Raw genomic sequence first — 20,941 nt, 5'->3', positions numbered from 1 at the left:
ATGACACAGGTAAATCCGCAGGCCGGTCAGGTTGTATCACCGTCCGATCTCACCGATCCCGCCCAGCGCGGCAAGCCCTTCAAAAGCTCACCCGCGAACAAAATCCCCCGCGGCCGATGGTTCAAAGAGGTCGGCTGGCGTCACCTCGTCGGCATCATCGCGATCGTGTACGCGGTCATCCCGATCCTGTACATCCTCTCGGCGTCCCTGAACCCGGCTGGCAGCGTATCGTCAGCGTCCATCCTGCCGCAGGCCATCAGCTTCGAAAACTACGCCGCCCTCTTCAACGACCCGAATCGCCCGTTCGCCCGCTGGTTCCTCAACACCCTCATCGTGGCGGTCGTTGTCGTGATCGTGTCGCTCTTCTGCAGCGCACTGGCCGCGTACGCGTTCTCCCGATTCCGTTTCAAGGGCCGTCGCGGCAGCCTGCTCACACTGCTGCTAATCCAGATGTTCCCGCAGTTCCTTGCGGCCGCAGCGCTGTTCCTACTGTTCACCCAGATCGGTGAGGTGATGCCGGCCATCGGTCTGGACACCCTTGCCGGATACATCATCGTGCTCCTCGGAGGCGCACTGGGCCAGGTCTGGCTGATCAAAGGCTTCTTCGACACAATCCCACGCGAACTCGACGAAGCCGCCCTCATGGACGGTGCCACACATACCCAGCTGTACTTCAAAATCATCCTGCCGCTGGTCACCCCGATCCTCGCGGTCACCGGGTTGCTCTCCTTCATCGGTGTCCTCGGCGAGTTCATCCTCGCGTCGATCTTCCTGCGCGACAACGAAATCAAAACCCTCGCCGTCGGCCTGTACGGACTCCTCGACGCCGACCGGACCAACAACCTCGGAATCTTCGCCGCGGCAGCCGTACTCACCTCCATCCCGGTCATCCTGCTCTTCCAGTACCTGCAGAAGTACATCGTCGGCGGTATCACCTCAGGCGCGGTGAAAGGCTGATGGAAATCCTCGCATCACACACGGAGGGCCAGAGCCCCGCATCCCCCCACCACCTGCGTCACCTGCTCCACCAGCCACACCACGACGGATCCGCACTGTATGTCCCGGAGCAGGCACCCTCCCTGGGAGATGTTGTCCCGGTGCGCCTCTTCGTGCCCCACGGCGCCGACGGGTCGCCCGGGGCCACCGCGGTCACACTACGTGCGGTACACGACGGCGAACCACACCTCGAGACCGCTGAGCCGGAGGCCAGCGATGCATCCGGGACCTGGTGGCGGGCACCGCTGCGGGTGGTCAACCCGGTGACCCGCTACCGATTCCTGCTGACCGGGCCGCCCGGATCCTTCGCCGGCGCGTACACCTGGCTGAACGCCACCGGGATCCACCGGCGGGAGGTCACCGACACCGCGGACTTCCGGTCGGTCGCGCACCCACCGGTGCCCGACTGGGTCGCCGACGCGGTGGTCTACCAGGTGTTCCCGGACCGTTTCGCCCGCTCGGCCGCCGCCGACACCCGGACCCTCCCGGCGTGGGCCAAACCCGCCGCCTGGGACGACGCAGTCATCCACCAGGGGCCGGATACCCCGCTGCAGCTCTTCGGCGGGGACCTGGCCGGAATCGCCGAGCACCTCGACCACCTCATCGAACTCGGGGTCACGGTGCTGTACCTCACCCCGATCTTCCCGGCGCACAGCAACCACCGATACGACGCCTCCACGTTCGACCACGTCGACCCGCTCCTCGGCGGAGACGAAGCATTCGCAGACCTCGTGCGGGACGCACACTCCCGCGGCCTACGTGTCATGGGTGATCTCACACCGAACCACACCGGTAACTCCCACGAGTGGTTTCTCGCCGCCCAAGCCAACGCCAAGGCACCCGAGGCTCAGTACTACTTCTTCGAGAAACACCCCGACCAGTACGCCTGCTGGTTCGGACTGCCGTCCCTGCCCAAGCTCGACCATTCATCGACCGCACTGCGCCGGCGCATGTACGAAGGACCTGACTCCATCGTGGCGCACTGGCTCACAGCCGGGCTCGACGCGTGGCGGATTGACGTGGCGAACATGACCGGCAGGCACGGCGCGCAAGACCTCACTCACGACGTCGCCCGGACCCTGGTCGCCACAGCCCGCGAGACGAATCCGGAGGCGTGGGTGCTCGCCGAACACGGACACGACGCAGGCCCGGACCTTCAGGGTGATGGCTGGCACGGCACCATGGACTACGCGGGATTCACCCGACCAATATGGACGTGGCTGGGCGGGGCCGAAACCTCGACCCGCCCGTTCTTCGGTCAACCAGCGGCGTCACCGGTCCTCAGCGGCATCGATGTCGTCAACGGGATGCGGGAGGTGCACGCCGTGATGCCATGGCGGGCGCAAGCCGCATCCACACTCCACCTCGACTCCCACGACCTGCCACGGTTCCGGACGGCGACCGGCGGTGACGGCTCCGGGGACATTTCCGAGCGGGGCCGTGAGAAACACCTGGTGGGGTTGGCGCTGCAACTGACCATGCCCGGCGTCCCGTCGATCTTCGCCGGGGACGAAATCGGCCTCACTGGAGTGGATGGCGAGCACTCACGCACACCGTTCCCCTGGCACCGCCGCGAGGACTGGGACGGGCAGACCCTGGACGCCTACAAGGCCTTGATCGCATTGCGGCATCAGCACGTCGCGCTACGCCACGGGGGCCTGCGCTGGGTTCATGTTGGCGACGATTCGATGACGTACCTGCGCGAGCACGCCGATGAGCGCATTCTCGTGCACGCCGCCCGTGCGGGCCACCCACCGGTGGCCCTGCCCCTACGGGCTCTCGGCATCGAATCGGTAGACCATCTGGTTCCCCTTCTCGGCGAACCCGGTACATCGATCGACGCTGACAACGTGCGGCTGCCGGCCGGCGGACCGGCAGCTCATGTCTACCGGCTTGTCACGGCCCCCTGACAGCAAGAGGAGCATCCTCATGTCAACGGAGAAGGCTCGCGAAGAACCACAGACCTGCCCGCACTGCGGGCAGGTCCTGCATGACGAGCCCATTGTTGTAGATCACGCGCTACGCGTCGGCTTGACCTGCGACCAGCACGGCATCGCATCGATTGTGGAGCCCTTCACGCCCTAGTTGCTCACCCAGTGGCAAGCGGCCAAGTGGTTCAGGACCGACAGTCGTTCCCCGATGGTTGAGCCGAGGTGAGCGGCCCGAACATGTCCATGAAGGAAGGCGGCCCAGAGAGCCCGACCGTAATCAGCTGACCCTTTCACTGCACAGCGACACAGCATTCGCCATAACTCGCCCTTCCAGAGGAGACCCTGTGAAACCCCGCCACGCCACCGTAGTCGTGCTGACCGCCCTCGTTGCCGGTTCCGTCACGTCCCTGCCCGCCCAGGCCGCCCCGAAGGATCCCGGCGACTCCCCTCCCGCTACTGCGCAGCATTCCCTGCGTCCGGCCGTCACCGACGAGAACTTCTACTTCGTCATGGCCGACCGCTTCCAGAACGGCAGCACGGCCAACGACGACGGCGGTCTCGGATCTGACCCGTCGGTGTCCGGCTTCGACCCTACCCGGATGGGCTATTACAACGGCGGGGATCTCAAAGGCCTGCTGCAGGAACTCGACTACATCCAGGGCATGGGCACCACCTCCATCTGGCTTACCCCGAGCTTCAAGAACCGTGCAGTGCAGCCCGAGGACGGAACTGCGGGTTACCACGGCTACTGGATCACGGACTTCACCCAGATCGACCCGCACCTCGGCACGAATGAAGACCTCAAGGCCCTCATTGACGCAGCCCACGCGCGTGGCATGAAGGTGTACTTCGACATCATCACCAACCACACCGCCGACGTCATCGGCTACGACGCCGGAGAGCGTGCCCCGTACATCTCAAAGGACGAGAAGCCGTACCGCGACGCGGACGGCAACGCCTTCGACGATCGCGACTACGCGGGCACGGGCACCTTCCCGGAGCTGGATGCTACGACGTCGTTCCCGTACGTTCCGGTGGTGTCCGAAGCCGACCGGAACCTCAAGGTCCCCGAGTGGCTCAACGATCCCACGCTGTATCACAACCGCGGCGACACGACCTTCGCGGGCGAGGACGCCTATTACGGAGACTTCTTCGGGCTCGATGATCTCTCCACCGAGCACCCGCGTGTGGTCGACGGCATGATCGACATCTACAAGACCTGGATCGCCGACTTCGGTGTCGACGGCTTCCGGATCGACACCATGAAGCACGTCAACGACGAGTTCTGGCAGGAGTTCGGCCCGGAGGTGCTCTCCTACGCACGGGAGCAGGGCAAGGACGAGTTCTTCATGTTCGGTGAAGTCTTCGATGCCTCCAAGTCCTTCACCTCCCAGTTCACTACCCGGAACCGGATGCAGTCCGTCCTCGACTTCCCGTTCCAGGCCGCAGCCCGGGGCTACGCGTCGCAGGGCGCACCGGCGTCCGAACTGGAGACCTTCTTCGCCGGCGACGACTGGTACACGGACGCGGACTCCAACGCCTACAGCCTCCCGACGTTCCTCGGGAACCACGACATGGGCCGCATCGGCAGCTTCATCACCTCGGACAACCCGGGCGCCGCGGAGGACGAGCTGCTGGCCCGGGACACCCTCGCACACGAACTGATGTACTTCTCGCGCGGCAACCCCGTCATCTACTACGGCGATGAGCAGGGCTTCACCGGCGTCGGAGGCGATAAGGAATCCCGGCAGAGCCTGTTCGCAAGCCAGGTTCCTGAATACCTCGACGACAACCTCCTCGGCACCACGGCGACCCACGCCACGGACAACTTCGACCCCGACCACCCGCTCTACCAGGGCATCGCGACCCTTGCCGGGGTCACCGCCGAACACCCTGCCCTGCGCAACGGCGCCCACCAGCACCGCTACGCCTCCGACGGCCCAGGCATCTACGCGTTCTCCCGCATAGATGCGAAGGACCAGCGCGAGTACGTTGTGGCGCTCAACAACAGCACCGAACCGCAGACTGCGGCCATCCCCACCTACGCCGCCAAGCGCAGCTTCGGACTCGTCTACGGCGAGGCACCCACCCGCCTGAAGTCAGGTGCCGACGGCACGCTCAACGTCACCGTACCCGCACTATCCACAGTGGTGTACGAACTCTCCGGGAAAATTCCGCACTCAAAGGCGGCTCCAGCCATCACACTGCAGCAACCTGCTCCCAGTGCGGAAGACAACGGCCGTATGAAGGTCGCCGCTGACGTCGCCGGGTCCTCGTTCTACGAAGTCACCTTCGAGGCTCGGGTGGCAGGATCAGACTGGGCAAGCATCGGCACGGACGATAATGCCCCCTACAGCGTGTACCACGACACCAGCGCGCTCCCTTCAGGCACGGCCGTCGAGTACCGCGCAGTGGTCCTCGACAACGGCCGCCACACACGGACCTCGGCCGCGGTACCGGCCACCGTCCCAGCGCCCCGGCTCACCATGGGCCTGCCCACCGAAGGCACACAAGTCCAAGGCGAGGTCGAGGTGACCGCAACGGCGAGCCCGGAGAACTCCGACTACGCCGTGACGCTCGAACGGAGCGTGGCCGGTGGAGCGTGGACCGCCATCGGCACCGATGACTCATCACCGACCTACACCGCCATTGACGACCTCGCGGCGCTCGACCTTGCTGAGGGCACCCAGGTGAACTACCGGGCCGTGCTCGGCACCTCGATCAGCGACATCCGGACCGTGACCACCGGCTCGATCATTGAGCAGCCGGGCACGGTCGCAGTGGCCGGCAGCCTCGACTCGGAACTGGGCTGCGAAACCGACTGGGACCCGGCTTGCGACCAGGCACAAATGATATTCGACGACGCATCGCAGACCTGGGTTCTTGAAGTCGCTGATCTGCCCGCCGGCAGCTACCAGTACAAGGTTGCCCTGAACCGAGGCTGGGACGAGAACTACGGAGCCGGCGGCGCACCCAACGGCACCAACATCGCACTCAACCACGCTGGCGGCCCGATAACCTTCACCTACGATCACCGGACGCATGTAATCACCACGCAGTAACCAATCCGCAGGAATGACGGCGGCCGAAACCCCAAGGTTCCGGCCGCCGTCGGCATGATGCAACATAGACAACCGTTCCTAAAATGCACCTCAGAATGGAGCACGAAAGCGGCATGATTTCGCGACAGCTCGGTAACTCATCCCTAAGCGTTTCTGCACTTGGTTTCGGTGCGGGCCATATCGACACGACGAATCTGAATGAGAAGACCGCCCAGGACCTCCTTGATACAGCCCTTGGGTTGGGCATCACCTTTTTTGATACCGCCCGTGGCTATGGTGCGTCCGAAGAACGGCTGGGACGATGGCTGCCCCCACACCGGGACCGCGTCGTCCTGTCCACGAAGGTCGGCTACGACGTTCCAGGACACCAGGACTGGACCGCCGGAGCCGTCACAGGCGGCATCGACCGTGCCCTGAAAGTACTGAACACTGATGTCATCGATGTGGTCTTCCTGCACTCCTGCCCCCTGCCTGTCCTTCAGCAGGGAGAGGTTATCGACGCTCTGCTCGCCTCCCGCGACGCCGGAAAAATCCGGGTCCCAGGCTACAGCGGCGAAAACGCTGAACTAGCATGGGCCGCGGACGCCGGAGTCTTCGGTGCCCTCCAAACCTCGGTGAATCTGGCAGATCAGCACTCACTAAGGCACATGCTTCCCCGCGCTCAGGAACACCATCTCGGGGTGGTCGCCAAACGTCCCCTCGCAAATGCCCCCTGGCGCCACACCCATCGACCCACCGGGATCTACGGAGAAACCTATTGGGATCGGCTCCAACGTATGGGCCTTCACCCTGCCGACGGCGACTGGGCTGGAACCGCCCTGCGATTCTCGGCCTTCGCCCCCGCAGTCAGCACCGCCATCGTCGGAACATCCAACAAACGCAATCTCACAGCCGCAGCCACCGCGATCGATAAAGGGCCCCTGCCTCCCCCCGAGCGGGAACGATGGGAACAAGCGTTCGCTCCCTACGACGGGAAATGGACCGGAGAAATCTAAAACCCAAACATTTGCCCGGTTGACCCCAGAGGACAAAAACCGCCCAACTACCGGTGCGACCACCCTCCAAACAGATATCGATCGTTCTCACCACTGAAGTTGTTCTGCGAGGATCCGTAGCTGCTATTTCACTAAGGGCCCGGCGCAAAGCTCGGATATATGAATGTGTTATCAACGACCGTCCGGAGAACACTGCAGTCCGAGAGAGCTGACAGCGGCGCGTCGTGTCTCATGAACCGTGTCCGGAAGCTGCGTATTAAACGACCGTATTTGCTACAGGCGACGTAGGTGCCGCTGATCGGCTCCTAGAAGCCCGTTTCCTGTAGCGATACTCAGTGCCACAATCTATGCTCCACTTCTGCCCCGAATTGACGGGTTCCGCTACATTGGAGGGCATGGGACACCTTTTGGGTTACGCGCGAGTGTCGACCACCGATCAGGATGCCGCGCTGCAGGTCGACGCGCTCAATGCTGTTGGCTGCTATCGGGTGTTCGTCGACACCATCTCGGGATCCCTCGATCAGCGACCCGAGCTAACCAAGCTGCTAGATCAGCTTCGCCCAGGTGACACACTCGTGGTGTGGCGGCTCGACCGGCTCGGCCGATCCATCCGCCACCTGATCGATCAGCTCACCGCACTTCAGGACAAGGGCATCGGGTTCAAGTCCCTGCAGGAAACCATCGATACGACCTCACCCGGCGGCCGACTCGTCTTCCACGTCTTCGCCGCCCTCGCCGAGTTCGAACGCGACCTTATTAAGGAGCGCACCAACGCCGGCCTCGCAGCAGCCCGTGCTCGAGGTCGCACCGGAGGACGACCACCACGACTCAGTGCTCACCAAGCCACTGCCGCGCGTCGCATGTACGAGCAGCAGGACATGACCGTCGAACAGATCGGGAAGGTCCTCGGAGTCAGCAGGACCACCATCTACCGGACGTTAAAGCGAGACCATGTGACACCAACCAAAGGCCGAAAACCGAAGGTGAAGCCGGCGGTGTAGATGGCAGAAGGTCAGGCCCCGAAGGATTCCTCGTCCACCCCAGCGGACGTGGTCACTGAACGCTGGTCCTACCTCCGCCTCAACGTAGAAGACGATGTCCCCCTGGCGGCCATCGCCCGCGAGAGCGGCATCCCGCTGCGGACCCTCGAACGCTGGAAACACACCTACAAAGTCCACGGGCTACAGGGGCTCAAACCGAAACAGCGCGCCAAGCCTGAATCACTTAACCCGGACGTCGTGCGCATGATCGAAGGGTTCGCCCTCATCCGACCCCGACAATCCATTGCCGCCATCACCCGCACTGTGACAAAGATCTGCGCGGAGAAGGGCTGGCCGATACCGGCTTATGCGCAGGTCCGCCGGGTTGTGGCTCACCTCGATCCCGGGATGAGAGTGCTTGCCCTCGAAGGACCGGTGGCGTACCGCGACAGATACGAGCTGGCGCTACGCCGCCAAGCCGATCAACCCAACGCGATCTGGCAAGCCGACCACACCATGCTCGACATCCTCATCCTCAGCGCCGACGGAAAACCCATACGGCCCTGGCTCACGATTATCCTCGACGACCACTCCCGGGCAATCGCCGGCTACATGGTGTTTCTCGGCGCACCGACCTCCATGAACACAGCCCTCGCACTGCGTCAGGCAATCTGGCCCAAAAGCGACCCCGCGTGGCCGATCTGTGGAATACCCGACGTCCTCTACGTCGACCACGGCTCCGACTTCACCAGCCACCACCTCACCCACGTCACCAACGACCTGCGGATCCGGATGATCCACTCCGCCGTCGCCCGACCGCAAGGCCGCGGGAAAGTGGAACGATTCTTCGGCACCATCAACACCGAACTCCTCGCCGAACTGCCCGGACACATCACAGCAGGGCGCCCCCACCCAACACCCATACTGACACTCGGCGACCTCACCACCGCCCTGCACGAGCTCATCGTGAACACCTACAACCACCGCCGCCACAGCGAAACGAAGCTCACCCCCACCAAAGCGTGGATCGCAGACGGCTGGATGCCGCGCCTACCCGACACACTCGAGCAACTCGACGAACTCCTCCTGACAGTCCAGGCACCGCGCAAAGTCCAACGCGACGGCATCCGCTTCCAGGGCCTGCGCTACATCAGCCCGATCCTCGCCAGCTACGTCGGAGAGACCATCACCCTCCGATATGACCCCAGAGACATCAGCGAGATCCGCGTCTTCCACCGCGACAGCTTCGTCTGCAACGCCATCAACACCCAGTACGAGCACACAAGCATCAGTATCAAGGAAATCCAAGCCGCTCGAACTGCCCGCCGCCGCCAGCTGCGCACCCACATCAACGAACGCATCACGACCTTTCCCGCCCTGACCTTCGACCACGGACACGAAGAACTGACACCTCCCGCGGCAATTCCCTCCATACCGTCACGCACCACGCCGCGACCACGGCTGCGCCTCTACGAGGAGGACTAATGCCTGGTCGCTTCATTGCCACCAAGGAGCATCGTCGATTCGTCGAGTTCGCGAACGCCGTGCGCAAGCAACGCACCATCGGAATCTGCTTCGGACCCGCCGGCGTCGGAAAAACCCTCTCCGCCCGCCGCAACGCCCACTGGGACACCATCGAACCTCTCGTCCACACCTCGGGGCCCCGCGACGAAAGCGACGAAAAGGCGTGGGCGGCAGCTCATCAAACCCGCACCGTCCTCTACACCCCGCCCGTCCTCGCCCGACCCAAACAACTCCGGGACGAACTCGACCTCTACATCGATCGCACCGGAATCTGCATCGAACACCACATATGACCACCGGATACAAGCCACCCACCTACGGACGAGCAGCAGCATGGCACAAGTTCGTCGAAATGCTCATCGTCGACGAAGCCGACCGCCTCAACTCCACGGCACTGGAAATCCTCCGTGACCGCCACGACCGCCAAAACACAGCAGTGATCTTCATCGGCATGCCAGGACTCGACAAACAGTTCAGCCGCTACCCCCAGCTCTACAGCCGGCTCGGCTTCGCCCACCAATACCGACCACTAGGACACGACGAGCTCGTATTCGTCCTACATCGTCAATGGTCCCGCCTGGGCCAAAAGTTCGATCCGGACGACTTCACCGATGCCCAAGCAGCCGCCACCATCGAACGCATAACCCGAGGGAACTTCCGACTCCTCGAGAGGCTCTTCCCCCAGATCGAACGCATCCTCAAAATCAACGACCTCCACGTCATCACCAACGACGTCGTCGAAGCAGCCCGCAGCACACTCGTCATCGGAATTACTTGATCAATCAACCCCGCCAATCAGCGCGCAAAAACCCCGCCACTCCTACAGAAAGTCACACTTCGGTGCTTCGGATGTATCAGACGATTTGGCAGCACCGACAGTGGTGGCTCCACAGCTCAAGGCAAGGACCCGCATTGAGCGCCTCCTGCCTACCTGGGCACGGCACAAGCTCCCTACGCTCCGCTGCTTGTCCCGCACACACGTAGACAGCAGGAACCCATCGGCCCGCCTGCACACATCCACCTCACGTCACCGACACTGAGGAAGCTCGCCTCGAGCTGACGGTGAATGTGCACAGCCTCGTACCAGCGTGGTGCCGTGCAGCATGAGTTGTCGCTCAGAACCAATAGAACGAAGAGTGGCGATAGGGATAGGAAAGCTGAGAGCAGCTGTAGCCGCGATGCTGGTCATCCACTTGTGGGCGGGTGGAGCCCGAAGGGTGGAGCTCAAAGCCGTCCACCTGTGGGTGAGCTGCACCTGGCCTCCGTCAGGGTTCCCTGACATACTCCCTGAAAGGAATCCCTGACGGAAAGTTGACCATGGGCTGGATCTCAAGCGACAACGAGCACGAAGGCTGGGCCGCCCCGCAGGCTCCGGACGGACGGCACTCCGGCAGCTCATCGTCGGCCGGGATGCACGTCAAGGGGATCACCGGACGCTGGCCACGGGATCCGCAACTGGATGGCTATGAGATCGTCCCAGACAAGGACATCATCGGCTGGCGCGGGGTTTGCGAATGCGGGTGGCGGGGCGAACTGTGGGAACGGGCCCACTCCCTAACCAAAGCGGACTTCGGCCGACGCCGCGACTACGTGGCCCCGGAGGACTACGCCGATGCTTCCTCGCAGGTCGAGGACGCCATCCACCAGGAGTGGAAAGCCCACATCGCCCCCTCGGAAGCGGTCATCGGCGTGGAAGCAGCAGCGCGGGATCACAAGCAGGCCGGAGCACGGCTGGATAAAACCGTGGCGGCCGCTCGAGCAGCCGGCGCCTCCTGGACCGACATAGGCCGGGCCGTAGGCATCAGCCGGCAATCCGCACACGAACGCTGGAGCACCCACTAACTGGAAAAGTGACCCGAGCAAGGTAGCGATCCGCGACACGGCGTAGCGGTGTATTGACCGGTTGAGACCACCAAAGCTTTTCAAGACAGTCGAACATGTTGAGCGGCGTTAGGGGATTTGCGAAGGAGCCCAACTGCTGGCAGCAGATCCCTAGCGTCAGGAAGAATTTCGACCGTTTCCGCTCTCTACTGGCCGCGCATCAGATCCGATCCGCAAGGCGTGTGGCGGCATGAATCTCCGCTGCTGCTCTTGTTGGAACCACGAACGGTAAACAGACTTCTGCTATGCCGCCATTACCGCCTCGTTCACCACTTCCTGGCGATGCCCAGTTCTTGCACCGGCGATCAAGTGAATAGGGTCGCTATGTCTGTTAGACCGAATTGCCGGGCGACAGCGATCGCGCTTTTGGATCCGAGGTGTGGATCTGCGCCGGCTCGGAGCAGAGCGCCGACTATGCCCGCATCGCAGCGGAACGTCGCCGCTGCGAGTGCGGTCTGACCCATGTCATTTACCCGGCTGGTGTCCGCGCTTGCACTGAGGAGCGCTGATACCGTGTCCGCCCGTCGATGGTACGCCGCGAGGATGAGCAATGTGTCGCCCCGAGAGTTCGTCAGGTTCACCGGGATACCCGAACTCACAAGACTCATGAGCTCACCGGTGCGTCCCTCCCTTGCGAGCTCGAAAACCGAGTCCAGGAACTGCAGTTCAGCGTCGGTGAAGTCGGGCTTCGCCGTAGTTTCGTTCATCTTGCCCGCGCCCTCTCGCCCGAATCCATACCCTTGAACCTCCGTTAGTGCGCCGCGAATGGCCCCACCGAGGCGGTACCTGCGTGACGAAGCTATAAGTAAGCCAGACTCCGCCGACTGACACACCTTCGGCACCTGTCCAGCCTAGACTCATGCCGGGTAGCCGGGACGGGCAGCCTTCACACACTCTTCGTCCCGGCACCCACCTAATTCGTCCCGGTGCGCCGGGTTGTTGGTCATGGTTCGCTAGTTGAGGCCGGTGGTGTCGGTACTGGTTTTGATGTCACGGGCAGTGGCGAGCATCTCGCTGGTCGTGATGCCGTGGCCCGGACCCCAGTAAGCCCGAAGGCCCTTATCGAGTTCGACCGCTATGGCCTTGACGTCCAAGACGCGGGCAGTGGGCAGGACGTCCCTGACGGCGCAGACCAGGGCTCCGGCGATGGTCTGCGCTGCGTGCGCGTCGTCAGGGATTTTAGGTCCCATTACTCCTGTACCGGCCTGCCTTCGCCGCGGCACGGTCCACCGTGCGGTGCTCATGGGTCGGAATGAGTTTTAGGTACTGCGGGTACTCCATGAGGAAGACCTCCACCGCACTGCAGGCTGGAACGACGGTCAGGCGACGCCGGGGGCCTGGAGCAGGACATTCCTGATCAGTACCGCCTCCACGTTCAGGTCCAACGCGCGGAACTGTGGTTGCACCACCGTCTCCAGCAGCCACACCTGCCCACCCCGAATCTCATACTTCAGGTAAGCAGCGAGGACACCATCGTGGAGGGACTCGAACCGGGAGAAAACGACGTTGTCCCGAAACGCGGTCCTCGGCGCTTCCACCGCTCCCGCGTCCCGTGCTTCCGAGGCCCTGATGGCGGCAGCGCGGATCTGGATCTCCTCGATGAGTTCCTCGTACCGGGCGGCAGCCCCAAAGGGTTATGCGGGGCACCCACGCGTGCCAGGATCCAGATCAATAGATCGCCTACCTGCTCAGTGCCGAAATCCACCGCGATGACCTGCATGTGGCCCAGGGTGTTAGCGGAGCTCTCGCTCGGTGGCGGCAGTTCGACAAATCTCTTGAAGCCTTGCATGAACGTGACACCGTAACAGGCACTTCCACTACGACCGTTGGGCGTTCCAAGTCGTAAGGCGGCGCTAGTACCTCGGAGGTTGGGCCCTCCTTCCGCCAGCCTCACCAATCCGAGGCAATTAGAGTGGACGACAGGTAGATGGCTGCTTCTCGCATCGGACAGGAAGCTGGCATTCAACCACTGGCAAACTTCGCTTCACGCGGTTACAAAGCTACGACTGCTGTGCTCGTTGCTCGCACGGCTGCCTCAGTACCGTTAACAGATAGGAGCATAGATATGTCTGGACAAGGCGGGTCAGCCGGGCTCCTCCTGGCGGCAGGGGCCGGACGGCGCTACGGCATGCCGAAAATCCTCGTGTCTGGTTGGCTTGAGCACAGCGTTACTGCTTTGCGAGGTGGCGGTTGCGATTCCGTTCATGTTGTTACCGGTGCGGCACGTCCCCCGCTGCCCAATGGTGTCCTAGAGATTTACTGTGACGATTGGGGTCGGGGGATCGGCACTTCCCTTCACCGTGGACTCACCCACCTGGGGGAGGGCCCCGAGCGGGTTGTTATCCATCTCATTGATTATCCCGACATCGGCCCTGCAGTCGTGGCGCGCGTGTTGCAGTGCAGCGGTGATCAGCTTGCTCGAGCTGTGTTCAACGGCAGGCCCGGCCATCCAGTCAACGTTCCTCGAGACCACCTAGCGCCTTTGATCGGATCGCTTCAAGCTGAAGAGGGTGCCGGGCCGTATCTTCGTGCGCATGCCGCTTTGGCCGTGGAATGTGGCGATCTTGCCGACGGTCAGGATGTGGATACTGAGGAGTCGCAATCCCCCCGGTGAAAGACTTTCAGTACGGCACCTAAAGCAATGCGTCCTAAGGATCCGTCAGGCAAGGGGTGCCTCGCCGCGGTACTACGGCTTCTCAGATGTCGAAGTGCTCTCCCTCGCTATTGAGCCAGAACCGCTCGAGGAGATCATTGAACGGTTCGCCAACACGAGGAACGCTGTGCCCGGCACCTTGGACTACAGCTCGCTGGGCGCCCGTCCGGTCTGCGATCGTGTCACAAACCGCTTCGAAACCGGGTGAATGACCACCCGAAACGACGAGGACGGGGAACGGCGCCTGGGCCAGCGCACCAAGGTCGGGGAGTGCCTCCCATACCACCCGTTCGCCCATCAGCGACCGTACGCCGGCTTCCATGGGCGGCGGTAGGGGCGGCCGGGGCCAGGGACGCTCGCCAACAAGATCGGCAAAGACGCGGAAAAACTCGAAAGTGTCACGCGGCCCTTCGTCCCAAAGAGCCTGGAACTTCAATCGTAGATCGCTTGCTTCAGGTGCATCCGTCACAGCAAGAGCTGGAGGTTCGACGACCGTGAGGGAGCGGACGCGCTCAGGCGAGGTCGCGGCGAGAAACATGGCGACGATTCCGCCATAGGAATGTCCTACGAGGTGAGTACTGGGCTCAAGAAGCGAATCAAAGATCGTAGCCTCGCGCTCAAAATCAACACGATGCGTTGATGGACTTTTTCCGTAATTGGGCCGGTCCGGGAAAGTAAGCCGCCAACGGTCCGACAGCACCATCTGCCTCTGCCACCCTGTCCGCCCCGTGGCCACGTCACCATGAATCAGCAGTACCGGCGAGCCCTCACCCTGACTCTCGACGTGTAGGTTGTCGACCACCATCACACCTTTTCCTCTATTGCGGCATCCAGGTGAGTGTCGATCTGCTTCGACCGGTTCTCGATCTGTTCGCTGAGGTCCGCCCAAAACTGCAGTGCAGCACGTTCCATGGCCAAGCCAAGGCGGAGCGGAACCATCCGCGGCGCAATCTCGTCGCGGTCTGCGAACCGGGACTGCATGGATTCGTAGGTATCAATCCGGTTCCGGTGTTGCAATACCTGCTCTTGAGCCAGCGTAAGGACGTCCTCATCACTGGCGAGTTCGGCGAAGAACAATTTCAACTCAGCGATGTCACGGATCTGCATCTGTTCGGTGGTCGGCTCGGCGAGCCAGTGACGGAGGACTTCCCGGCCCTTGTTCGTGATTGAGAAGGTCTGCCTCCGCCGACCACTCGTTTCCGCACAGACGTCCAACAACCCTGCCTCGGCTAGGCGCTTGGGTTCCGAGTACAGCTGCGCGTGGGGGAAAGGCCAGAAGAAGCCCACCGAGTGGTTCACGGCCCGCTTCAGGTCGTAGGACGTCGAGGGACCACGGATATCAATGAGCCCGAGGACGACGTATGACGTGATGCTCAGCCGGTCCGTTGACATGCAATTAACCGTATCTTACGATCTATGTCACATGCATACGTCCACTTCGGATCGTATGCGCCGGACTATGAGGGAAGGTTCGCATGGACGCGACCGCCAAGGGCCCAGTCCGCCCTGTCACTCAACCACTCACCGAAATGCCCGCATCATTGACTGGACGCGCGTCTGGCTCTCGGATTGAGGATCCGCCCCTGTTGACGGGGCAAGGCCGGTTCCTCGACGACTTGGATCCACTGCCGGGTACGTTGGTCGCCGCGATCGTCCGCAGCCCTCACGCTCACGCCAAAATCCGAAGGGTGGACCTCGACCGGGCGAGAGCACATCCCGGCGTCGCCGCTGTCATTGGGCCAGAAGAGGTTCTTGAGACCCTCAAGCCCTTTCCGCTGTCTCTACGCACGAACATGCCGTACTACCCCACCGGCACCGATCGGGTCCGCTACGTGGGCGAACCTGTGGCGGTCGTCGTTGCTACGGACCGCTATACCGCCGAGGACGCCGCGGAGCTTGTCCGCGTCGAATACGAGGTTTTTCCTGCGGTGGTTGACACGAAAAAGGCTGTTGAGCTCGACAGTGTCACCCTTCACGAAGGGGCGGAGAGCAATATCGCCAGCGACCGGAATTTCACCTTCGGCTTAGTCGATGATGCCTTCGCCCGGGCCGCATATGTGGTCAGCGAGGAGTACCGGTTTCCGCGCTATTCTTCCACCCCAATGGAGTGTTATTCCGTCATCGCGGAATGGCGTGATGAATCAACAGGGCCTCAAATCACCGCTTACGCGAACTTTCATGGCCCCTTCTCCATCGTCCCCATCCTTGCTGGCGCACTCGGAATCACGACCGCGCAGCTGCGGCTCATTGTCCCGGCGGACAACGGCGGCAGCTTCGGCATCAAATCCGGTATTTATCCCTACATCGCCCTAATGGCTCTCGCCAGCCGCCATGCTGGCAGACCAGTGCGGTGGACCGAAGATCGCATCGAACATCTCCTTTCAAGCTCAGCCGGGTCCGATCGCACTATGCAATTCAGGGCCGCAGTTTCCGCGGACGGCATCATTGAGGCGCTGGATGTGGATTTCCAGGAGAACGTCGGTGCTTACCTGCGCCCACCAGAACCGGCCACGTTATACCGTTGCTTCGGCAACATCACCGGCGCCTACGGAATCGACGCCGTACGGTTGAGGGCGCGCGCCGTGGTCACGAATAAGATGCCGACTGGCCTTAACCGCGGATTCGGTGGGCAACAGCTCTACTTCGGGCTGGAGCGTCTGATGGACAAGATTGCTGCCACGGTGGGCAAGGATCCATTGGAGTTCCGCCGGATGAATATCGTCCCGACCTCGGAGTTTCCCTACGCTACCCCTACGGGTGGGATTTACGACTCGGGTGACTACGAAAAAGCCTTCGCGATGCTCACCGAGAGCGCCCAGTATGAGAAGTTGCGGGCTGAACAGCAAGCGGCCCGGGAACGTGGTGAGATCGTGGGCATCGGTGTCGCTGCCATCGTCGAGCCTTCGGCAACGAACATTGGTTATATCGCGCTTGCCACCCCGCAGGACGAACGAGTTCGGGGACGGGACAAATCTGGGTCCACGGAGCATGTGAGGGTCAGTGTCGATCCCCAGGGCGTGGTTTCCGTGCTGCTGGGCACCGTCCCGCAGGGGCAAGGGCATGCGACCGTCGCCCGCCAGATCGTAGCCGACCAACTCGGCCTCCCCCTCGAGCAGGTGGTTCCTAAGGTTGCTATGGACACTGCGACGACACCGTGGACAATCACGACTGGCAGCTACTCTTCTCGTTTCTCGCCGTTGCTTACGTCAGCGCTCGTAGAGGCGACCGACCGGATCGCGGCAACCATCAAGGTAGCGGCCTCCGTCCTCCTCGCCGCAGACCCGACGGAACTAGAGCTTGCCGAGGGCACCGTCCGGGTCGCCATGGATCCGCAACGCTCCGTCTTGTTCCGCCATGCGGCCGGGCTAATCCATTGGGACCCCGGATCGCTCCCTGACGCCTTCGAGGCCCAGCTCAATGCAGAGGCTGCCTTCACGCCGCCGCAGTCCACCGCGGCCTCGAAAACAGATCAAATCAACTCGTCCCTGTGCTATGGCTTTGTTGTCGAGTTGGCCGTTGTGCGCATCGACCCGGAGACACTGGAAATCAAGATCGAGAAAGTTGTCTCGGTTCACGACCCCGGTACGGTTCTCAACCCCGTTCTTCTCGAGGGGCAAATACACGGCGCCATGGTGCACGGCCTCGGCGGCGCGATATACGAGGAGATGTTCTACAGCGATTCAGGGCAACCTACCTCCACTTTCATGGATTACCTTGTCCCAACCTCGGCCGAAGCAGCCTTTCCGTTGACGAGTGAAACCCTCGAAACCCCGTCACCGCTGAGTCGCCTCGGAGCCAAGGGCGCAGGCGAGGGAAGCAGCATGAGCTTCCCTGCGGTATTAGCGAACGCGGTGGCTGACGCACTGGCTCCCTACGGCGTGGAGATCACCTCGCTTCCTTTGCACGGCAACGTCATCCACGAGCTTTTGTCGTCCAAGAGCTAATCCCACGATTTACGAAAAGGAAAAACAGACTATGGCACTCACTGGTGGAGAAATCCGACTGGAACGCAGCCACGATGGGCGAGTTGCAAACCTGACGCTTTCACACGGCCCCTTCAACATCGTCACGATGGAAACACGCCACATGATGGGCGTGCGTTTCGCGGAAATCGACGCGGACCCGCACATTCAGGTCGTGGTCATTCGAGGTGAGGGTGAGCACTTTACCTCTGGTGGTGACATCCGCGGATTCATGGAGGTTGAGCCTTACGAACTGACCGACCTAGGCCACGACATCACCGCCCCGGCACGTTCTCCCAAACCGGTGATCACGGCGGTGGACGGATACTGTTTCGGCGTAGGTTTCGAGCTGGCATTGGCGACCGATATCCGCCTAGTGACTGCACGCACACAGTTCGCGCTACCGGAAATGCGGCTCGGCATGATGCCAGGAAGCGGTGGCACCCAGCGCCTGGCCCGCCTCATCGGTCTCTCACGGGCGAAGTACCATGTGCTCACTGCGGCCCGGATCAATGCCCAGCAGGCACTCGACTGGGGCCTTGCTGCTTCAGTTTCCGAAGACGCTGAAGCACTTGCCGATGAGGTGGAGCGAGTCACTCAAACGTTGCTCGGGTATTCACCCATTGCTCTGCGCACCGCGAAGGAAGTCCTCGACCGCGGGGTCGACGGCCCGCTTGCAACGGGTGTGGAACTTGAGCGCAAGTCCTACGCCATGCTGCGCTCGACCCACGACTTTGCCGAGGGCGTCGCTGCGTTCGATGGCAAGCGCACACCGGTCTTCGAGGGTCGCTGACGTGAAAGCTGCGCCTTTCTCCTATGTTCGTCCGACTCGTCTGCAGGACGCCGTCAGTGAACTGGGGGCCGCCGAGCAGGGCGGCGGGAAAATCATCGCTGGCGGTCAGTCACTCGTGCCGGTGCTAGCCATGAGGCTCGGTCGACCCAGCACCTTGGTGGATATAACCCGCGTGGAGGAACTCACCCACATGACGGCGAGTGATCAGCGATTACGCGTTGGGGCAGCTGTCCGCCAACGCCAGGTCCAGAGGGAAGCATCGCAACTCGTGCCCTTGCTCGGGCTGGCCCTCCCCTGGGTTGGGCACCGCGAAATCCGGAGCAGGGGCACCGTGTGCGGCAGCCTCGCCCACGCGGACCCTTCCGCCGAGCTACCAGCGGTGGCCTTGTCGCTTGGGGCCACGATTGAAGTCACCGGCCCAGAAGGCCGGCGACAGGTAAAGGCAGCAGATTTCTTCACCGGTGCTATGGCCACAGTCGCCCGTCCAACTGAAATTGTCACCTCTGTGACGTTTCCCGTGGCACGCGCCGACGAGGGCTACGGTCTGGCCGAAATCGCCCGCCGCCACGGGGACTACGCAATCGCTGGCGTCGCCGTCCGCGTGCGGACATCGGCCGGCGCGGTACAAGAAGCCTCGATCACATCGTTCGGCGTGTCCGACCGGCCTCAACTGCGCGATCTCAGTGAAGCGCTGCAACAAGCCGTCAACACTCTGAGCGACCCCACTGCCCCCGCTGCGGTATTGGCCAAAGCACTGGAAGAAGCAGCCCACGCGATGGCTGAGGACGTCGTTACTACGGCCGGTGACACGCACGGGTCTCCGTCATACCGTCGACGCCTCATTCGCGTCCTCGCAGCCCGAGAGCTCGCACGGGCCTATCGCTCGAGCGTCAAAGGGAACCAGCCATGACCATCCGATCCATCGCCACCTCCCTCGGACGCACGATCGCTCCCCGTCGGACCTCTCCCCCGGAGGACACCACTGTCCGGGTCGGCGCTGACGAGACAATGGCCGTCTCCTTTACCGTCAACGGGCGATCGGCAACGGTCCAGGTAGCACCACGGGTTACCCTCTCCGACGCTCTGCGAGACCATCTCGGCCTCACTGGTACCCACATCGGATGCGAGCACGGAGTCTGCGGTATGTGCACGGTGATTGTCGACGGCGACGCGGCCCGTGCCTGCCTGCTGCTGGCGTGCCAGATGGAAGGCGTTGAAATTCTCACCGTCGAAGGGCTAGGTAAGCCCGACGATCTTCATCCTCTCCAGGCTTCTTTCTCGGATCACCACGCTCTCCAGTGCGGTTTTTGCACGCCGGGAATGCTCATGAGTTCCTATGACCTACTCACGCACAGCCCGGGAATCTCAGCTGAAGAACTCCCCGACGAGATGTCTGGGGTGCTGTGCCGGTGCACGGGCTACCGCCACATCATGGACGCCGTCGCTGACGTCTCCGAAAGCTACCCGGACGGTGTCCCTGAACCGCGCAACTGCGGCCAATCCGTGCTATTGCCACGAGGATCAAGCGGGGGTCGTTCCGCCAGCGATGGCGAGCAGAACGCCGCCGTGGCCGACGGCCCGGGTGAGATCAACGTGCCGCTGACTGAGCCGACGGTGACTATCGACGTGGCTAGCGAAGTCGTTGCCAGCGTCGACGAACTGTGGGTGGTCATCGATGACACGGAGCGGTTGGCGCGCTGCCTGCCCGGCGCGGAACTCGTCGCTGATTTCGGAGAGGACAAGTACCAGGGGCGCATCCAAGTTGCCCTAGGTCCAGTCAAGCTTTCCTTCATCGGCGACATCCACGTCACCGAACGGGACCAGGACTCTCACTCGCTTCGTGGGGTCGCAGAGGCCGATGATCCCAGCGGCGGCACCGTCCAGGGTGTTGTCCATCTCACGGTCGAACCGTCCGGAGAAGGAAGCATCATTCGCGCGCACGCTGAGATGCACATGACCGGACGGATCGCAGGCTTCGGCAGATCCTTGGCCGATGACGTCAGTAAGGACATGTTCAAGCAATTCACCGCAGCTCTTGATGCCACCGCCCGTGGTGAGGAACGGGTAAACGGCGGTGCTCCGCCCAGCGCAGTCAAGATGGCCTTCAGGCTCATGACCTCCCGTACCAGGGCGGTCATGCAACATATCAAGAGAAAGGACTGAT

General features: G+C 62.5%; 17 protein-coding genes and 1 pseudogene. 13 read left to right on the top strand and 5 right to left on the bottom strand.

Going from position 1 to position 20,941, the window contains the following annotated elements:
* From AC1MFI_RS13590 to AC1MFI_RS13555, 8 genes and pseudogenes are all read left to right on the top strand, one after another.
* Entirely contained in the window at window positions 1-957 is a 957-nt protein-coding gene (locus AC1MFI_RS13590) for a sugar ABC transporter permease (protein ID WP_479817532.1), read from the top strand.
* Complete coding sequence (locus AC1MFI_RS13585) at window positions 957-2,906, top strand: glycoside hydrolase family 13 protein (protein WP_479817531.1); 1,950 nt, start codon at window positions 957-959, stop codon at window positions 2,904-2,906. Before AC1MFI_RS13590 ends, AC1MFI_RS13585 begins: the two co-directional genes overlap by 1 nt.
* Window positions 2,907-3,271: 365 nt before the next feature.
* The gene (locus tag AC1MFI_RS13580) at window positions 3,272-5,989 is read left to right on the top strand and encodes an alpha-amylase family glycosyl hydrolase (RefSeq protein ID WP_479817530.1); all 2,718 of its coding nucleotides are present in this window, start codon (window positions 3,272-3,274) and stop codon (window positions 5,987-5,989) included.
* Window positions 5,990-6,084: 95 nt separating this feature from the next.
* Window positions 6,085-6,984 carry an aldo/keto reductase gene (locus tag AC1MFI_RS13575; protein WP_459337382.1) on the top strand — a complete coding sequence of 300 codons (900 nt, stop codon included), beginning with the start codon at window positions 6,085-6,087 and terminating at the stop codon, window positions 6,982-6,984.
* Between the two features lie 395 nt (window positions 6,985-7,379).
* Window positions 7,380-7,985 carry a recombinase family protein gene (locus AC1MFI_RS13570; RefSeq protein ID WP_479817529.1) on the top strand — a complete coding sequence of 202 codons (606 nt, stop codon included), beginning with the start codon at window positions 7,380-7,382 and terminating at the stop codon, window positions 7,983-7,985.
* Between the two features lie 48 nt (window positions 7,986-8,033).
* Window positions 8,034-9,449, top strand: coding sequence for a transposase (locus AC1MFI_RS13565; protein ID WP_479817528.1), 1,416 nt, complete (start codon window positions 8,034-8,036; stop codon window positions 9,447-9,449).
* Window positions 9,449-10,266: pseudogene (locus AC1MFI_RS13560) on the top strand (AAA family ATPase). The gene AC1MFI_RS13565 and the pseudogene AC1MFI_RS13560 overlap by 1 nt, the downstream one beginning before the upstream one ends.
* 539 nt (window positions 10,267-10,805) lie before the next feature.
* The gene (locus AC1MFI_RS13555; protein WP_479817526.1) at window positions 10,806-11,330 is read left to right on the top strand and encodes a hypothetical protein; all 525 of its coding nucleotides are present in this window, start codon (window positions 10,806-10,808) and stop codon (window positions 11,328-11,330) included.
* Between the two features lie 344 nt (window positions 11,331-11,674).
* Here AC1MFI_RS13555 and AC1MFI_RS13550 read toward each other — a convergent pair whose 3' ends face one another.
* The 3 genes from AC1MFI_RS13550 to AC1MFI_RS13540 all read right to left on the bottom strand — a co-directional run bounded on the left by AC1MFI_RS13550 (window position 11,675) and on the right by AC1MFI_RS13540 (window position 12,907).
* Window positions 11,675-12,076: an ankyrin repeat domain-containing protein gene (locus AC1MFI_RS13550; protein WP_479817525.1), complete on the bottom strand. Its 402-nt coding sequence runs from the start codon at window positions 12,074-12,076 to the stop codon at window positions 11,675-11,677.
* A gap of 246 nt (window positions 12,077-12,322) precedes the next feature.
* A complete protein-coding gene (locus tag AC1MFI_RS13545; protein WP_479817524.1) occupies window positions 12,323-12,559 on the bottom strand; it encodes a hypothetical protein in 237 nt (78 codons plus the stop codon).
* A gap of 129 nt (window positions 12,560-12,688) precedes the next feature.
* Window positions 12,689-12,907: a hypothetical protein gene (locus tag AC1MFI_RS13540; RefSeq protein ID WP_479817523.1), complete on the bottom strand. Its 219-nt coding sequence runs from the start codon at window positions 12,905-12,907 to the stop codon at window positions 12,689-12,691.
* 389 nt (window positions 12,908-13,296) lie between these two features.
* Here AC1MFI_RS13540 and AC1MFI_RS13535 point away from each other — a divergent pair, with 389 nt between their 5' ends.
* Window positions 13,297-13,983: a nucleotidyltransferase family protein gene (locus AC1MFI_RS13535; protein WP_479817521.1), complete on the top strand. Its 687-nt coding sequence runs from the start codon at window positions 13,297-13,299 to the stop codon at window positions 13,981-13,983.
* A gap of 82 nt (window positions 13,984-14,065) precedes the next feature.
* Here AC1MFI_RS13535 and AC1MFI_RS13530 read toward each other — a convergent pair whose 3' ends face one another.
* Both AC1MFI_RS13530 and AC1MFI_RS13525 read right to left on the bottom strand, forming a co-directional pair.
* On the bottom strand, window positions 14,066-14,827 hold the full coding sequence (locus tag AC1MFI_RS13530) for an alpha/beta fold hydrolase (RefSeq protein ID WP_479817519.1): 762 nt from the start codon (window positions 14,825-14,827) through the stop codon (window positions 14,066-14,068).
* Window positions 14,827-15,414, bottom strand: a complete 588-nt coding sequence (locus AC1MFI_RS13525) for a PadR family transcriptional regulator (RefSeq protein WP_479817518.1) — start codon at window positions 15,412-15,414, stop codon at window positions 14,827-14,829. Before AC1MFI_RS13525 ends, AC1MFI_RS13530 begins: the two co-directional genes overlap by 1 nt.
* Window positions 15,415-15,497: 83 nt before the next feature.
* On the opposite strand from AC1MFI_RS13525, the gene AC1MFI_RS13520 reads away from it, so the two are divergent.
* Genes AC1MFI_RS13520 through AC1MFI_RS13505 form a run of 4 tightly spaced genes read left to right on the top strand, consistent with a single transcriptional unit; the run spans window position 15,498 to window position 20,940 of the window.
* Window positions 15,498-17,966, top strand: coding sequence for a xanthine dehydrogenase family protein molybdopterin-binding subunit (locus AC1MFI_RS13520; protein WP_479817517.1), 2,469 nt, complete (start codon window positions 15,498-15,500; stop codon window positions 17,964-17,966).
* Between the two features lie 31 nt (window positions 17,967-17,997).
* Window positions 17,998-18,777, top strand: coding sequence for an enoyl-CoA hydratase/isomerase family protein (locus AC1MFI_RS13515; protein WP_479817516.1), 780 nt, complete (start codon window positions 17,998-18,000; stop codon window positions 18,775-18,777).
* A gap of 1 nt (window position 18,778) precedes the next feature.
* Window positions 18,779-19,687, top strand: coding sequence for an FAD binding domain-containing protein (locus AC1MFI_RS13510; RefSeq protein WP_479817514.1), 909 nt, complete (start codon window positions 18,779-18,781; stop codon window positions 19,685-19,687).
* Complete coding sequence (locus tag AC1MFI_RS13505) at window positions 19,684-20,940, top strand: 2Fe-2S iron-sulfur cluster-binding protein (RefSeq protein WP_479817513.1); 1,257 nt, start codon at window positions 19,684-19,686, stop codon at window positions 20,938-20,940. Before AC1MFI_RS13510 ends, AC1MFI_RS13505 begins: the two co-directional genes overlap by 4 nt.
* Window position 20,941 lies beyond the last annotated feature (1 nt).

The sequence above is a fragment of the Arthrobacter sp. BC5 genome (genome assembly GCF_056680255.1).
This window is presented reverse-complemented; position numbering and strand designations above follow the sequence as displayed.

Coding starts and splice junctions, on each gene's coding strand:
- AC1MFI_RS13530 (WP_479817519.1), bottom strand. CDS start 14,827: ATGGTGGTCGACAACCTACACGTCGAGAGTCAGGGTGAGGGCTCGCCG.
- AC1MFI_RS13515 (WP_479817516.1), top strand. CDS start 17,998: ATGGCACTCACTGGTGGAGAAATCCGACTGGAACGCAGCCACGATGGG.
- AC1MFI_RS13585 (WP_479817531.1), top strand. CDS start 957: ATGGAAATCCTCGCATCACACACGGAGGGCCAGAGCCCCGCATCCCCC.
- AC1MFI_RS13520 (WP_479817517.1), top strand. CDS start 15,498: ATGGACGCGACCGCCAAGGGCCCAGTCCGCCCTGTCACTCAACCACTC.
- AC1MFI_RS13535 (WP_479817521.1), top strand. CDS start 13,297: ATGGCTGCTTCTCGCATCGGACAGGAAGCTGGCATTCAACCACTGGCA.
- AC1MFI_RS13545 (WP_479817524.1), bottom strand. CDS start 12,559: ATGGGACCTAAAATCCCTGACGACGCGCACGCAGCGCAGACCATCGCC.
- AC1MFI_RS13575 (WP_459337382.1), top strand. CDS start 6,085: ATGGAGCACGAAAGCGGCATGATTTCGCGACAGCTCGGTAACTCATCC.
- AC1MFI_RS13525 (WP_479817518.1), bottom strand. CDS start 15,414: ATGTCAACGGACCGGCTGAGCATCACGTCATACGTCGTCCTCGGGCTC.
- AC1MFI_RS13570 (WP_479817529.1), top strand. CDS start 7,380: ATGGGACACCTTTTGGGTTACGCGCGAGTGTCGACCACCGATCAGGAT.
- AC1MFI_RS13550 (WP_479817525.1), bottom strand. CDS start 12,076: ATGAACGAAACTACGGCGAAGCCCGACTTCACCGACGCTGAACTGCAG.
- AC1MFI_RS13590 (WP_479817532.1), top strand. CDS start 1: ATGACACAGGTAAATCCGCAGGCCGGTCAGGTTGTATCACCGTCCGAT.
- AC1MFI_RS13555 (WP_479817526.1), top strand. CDS start 10,806: ATGGGCTGGATCTCAAGCGACAACGAGCACGAAGGCTGGGCCGCCCCG.
- AC1MFI_RS13505 (WP_479817513.1), top strand. CDS start 19,684: ATGACCATCCGATCCATCGCCACCTCCCTCGGACGCACGATCGCTCCC.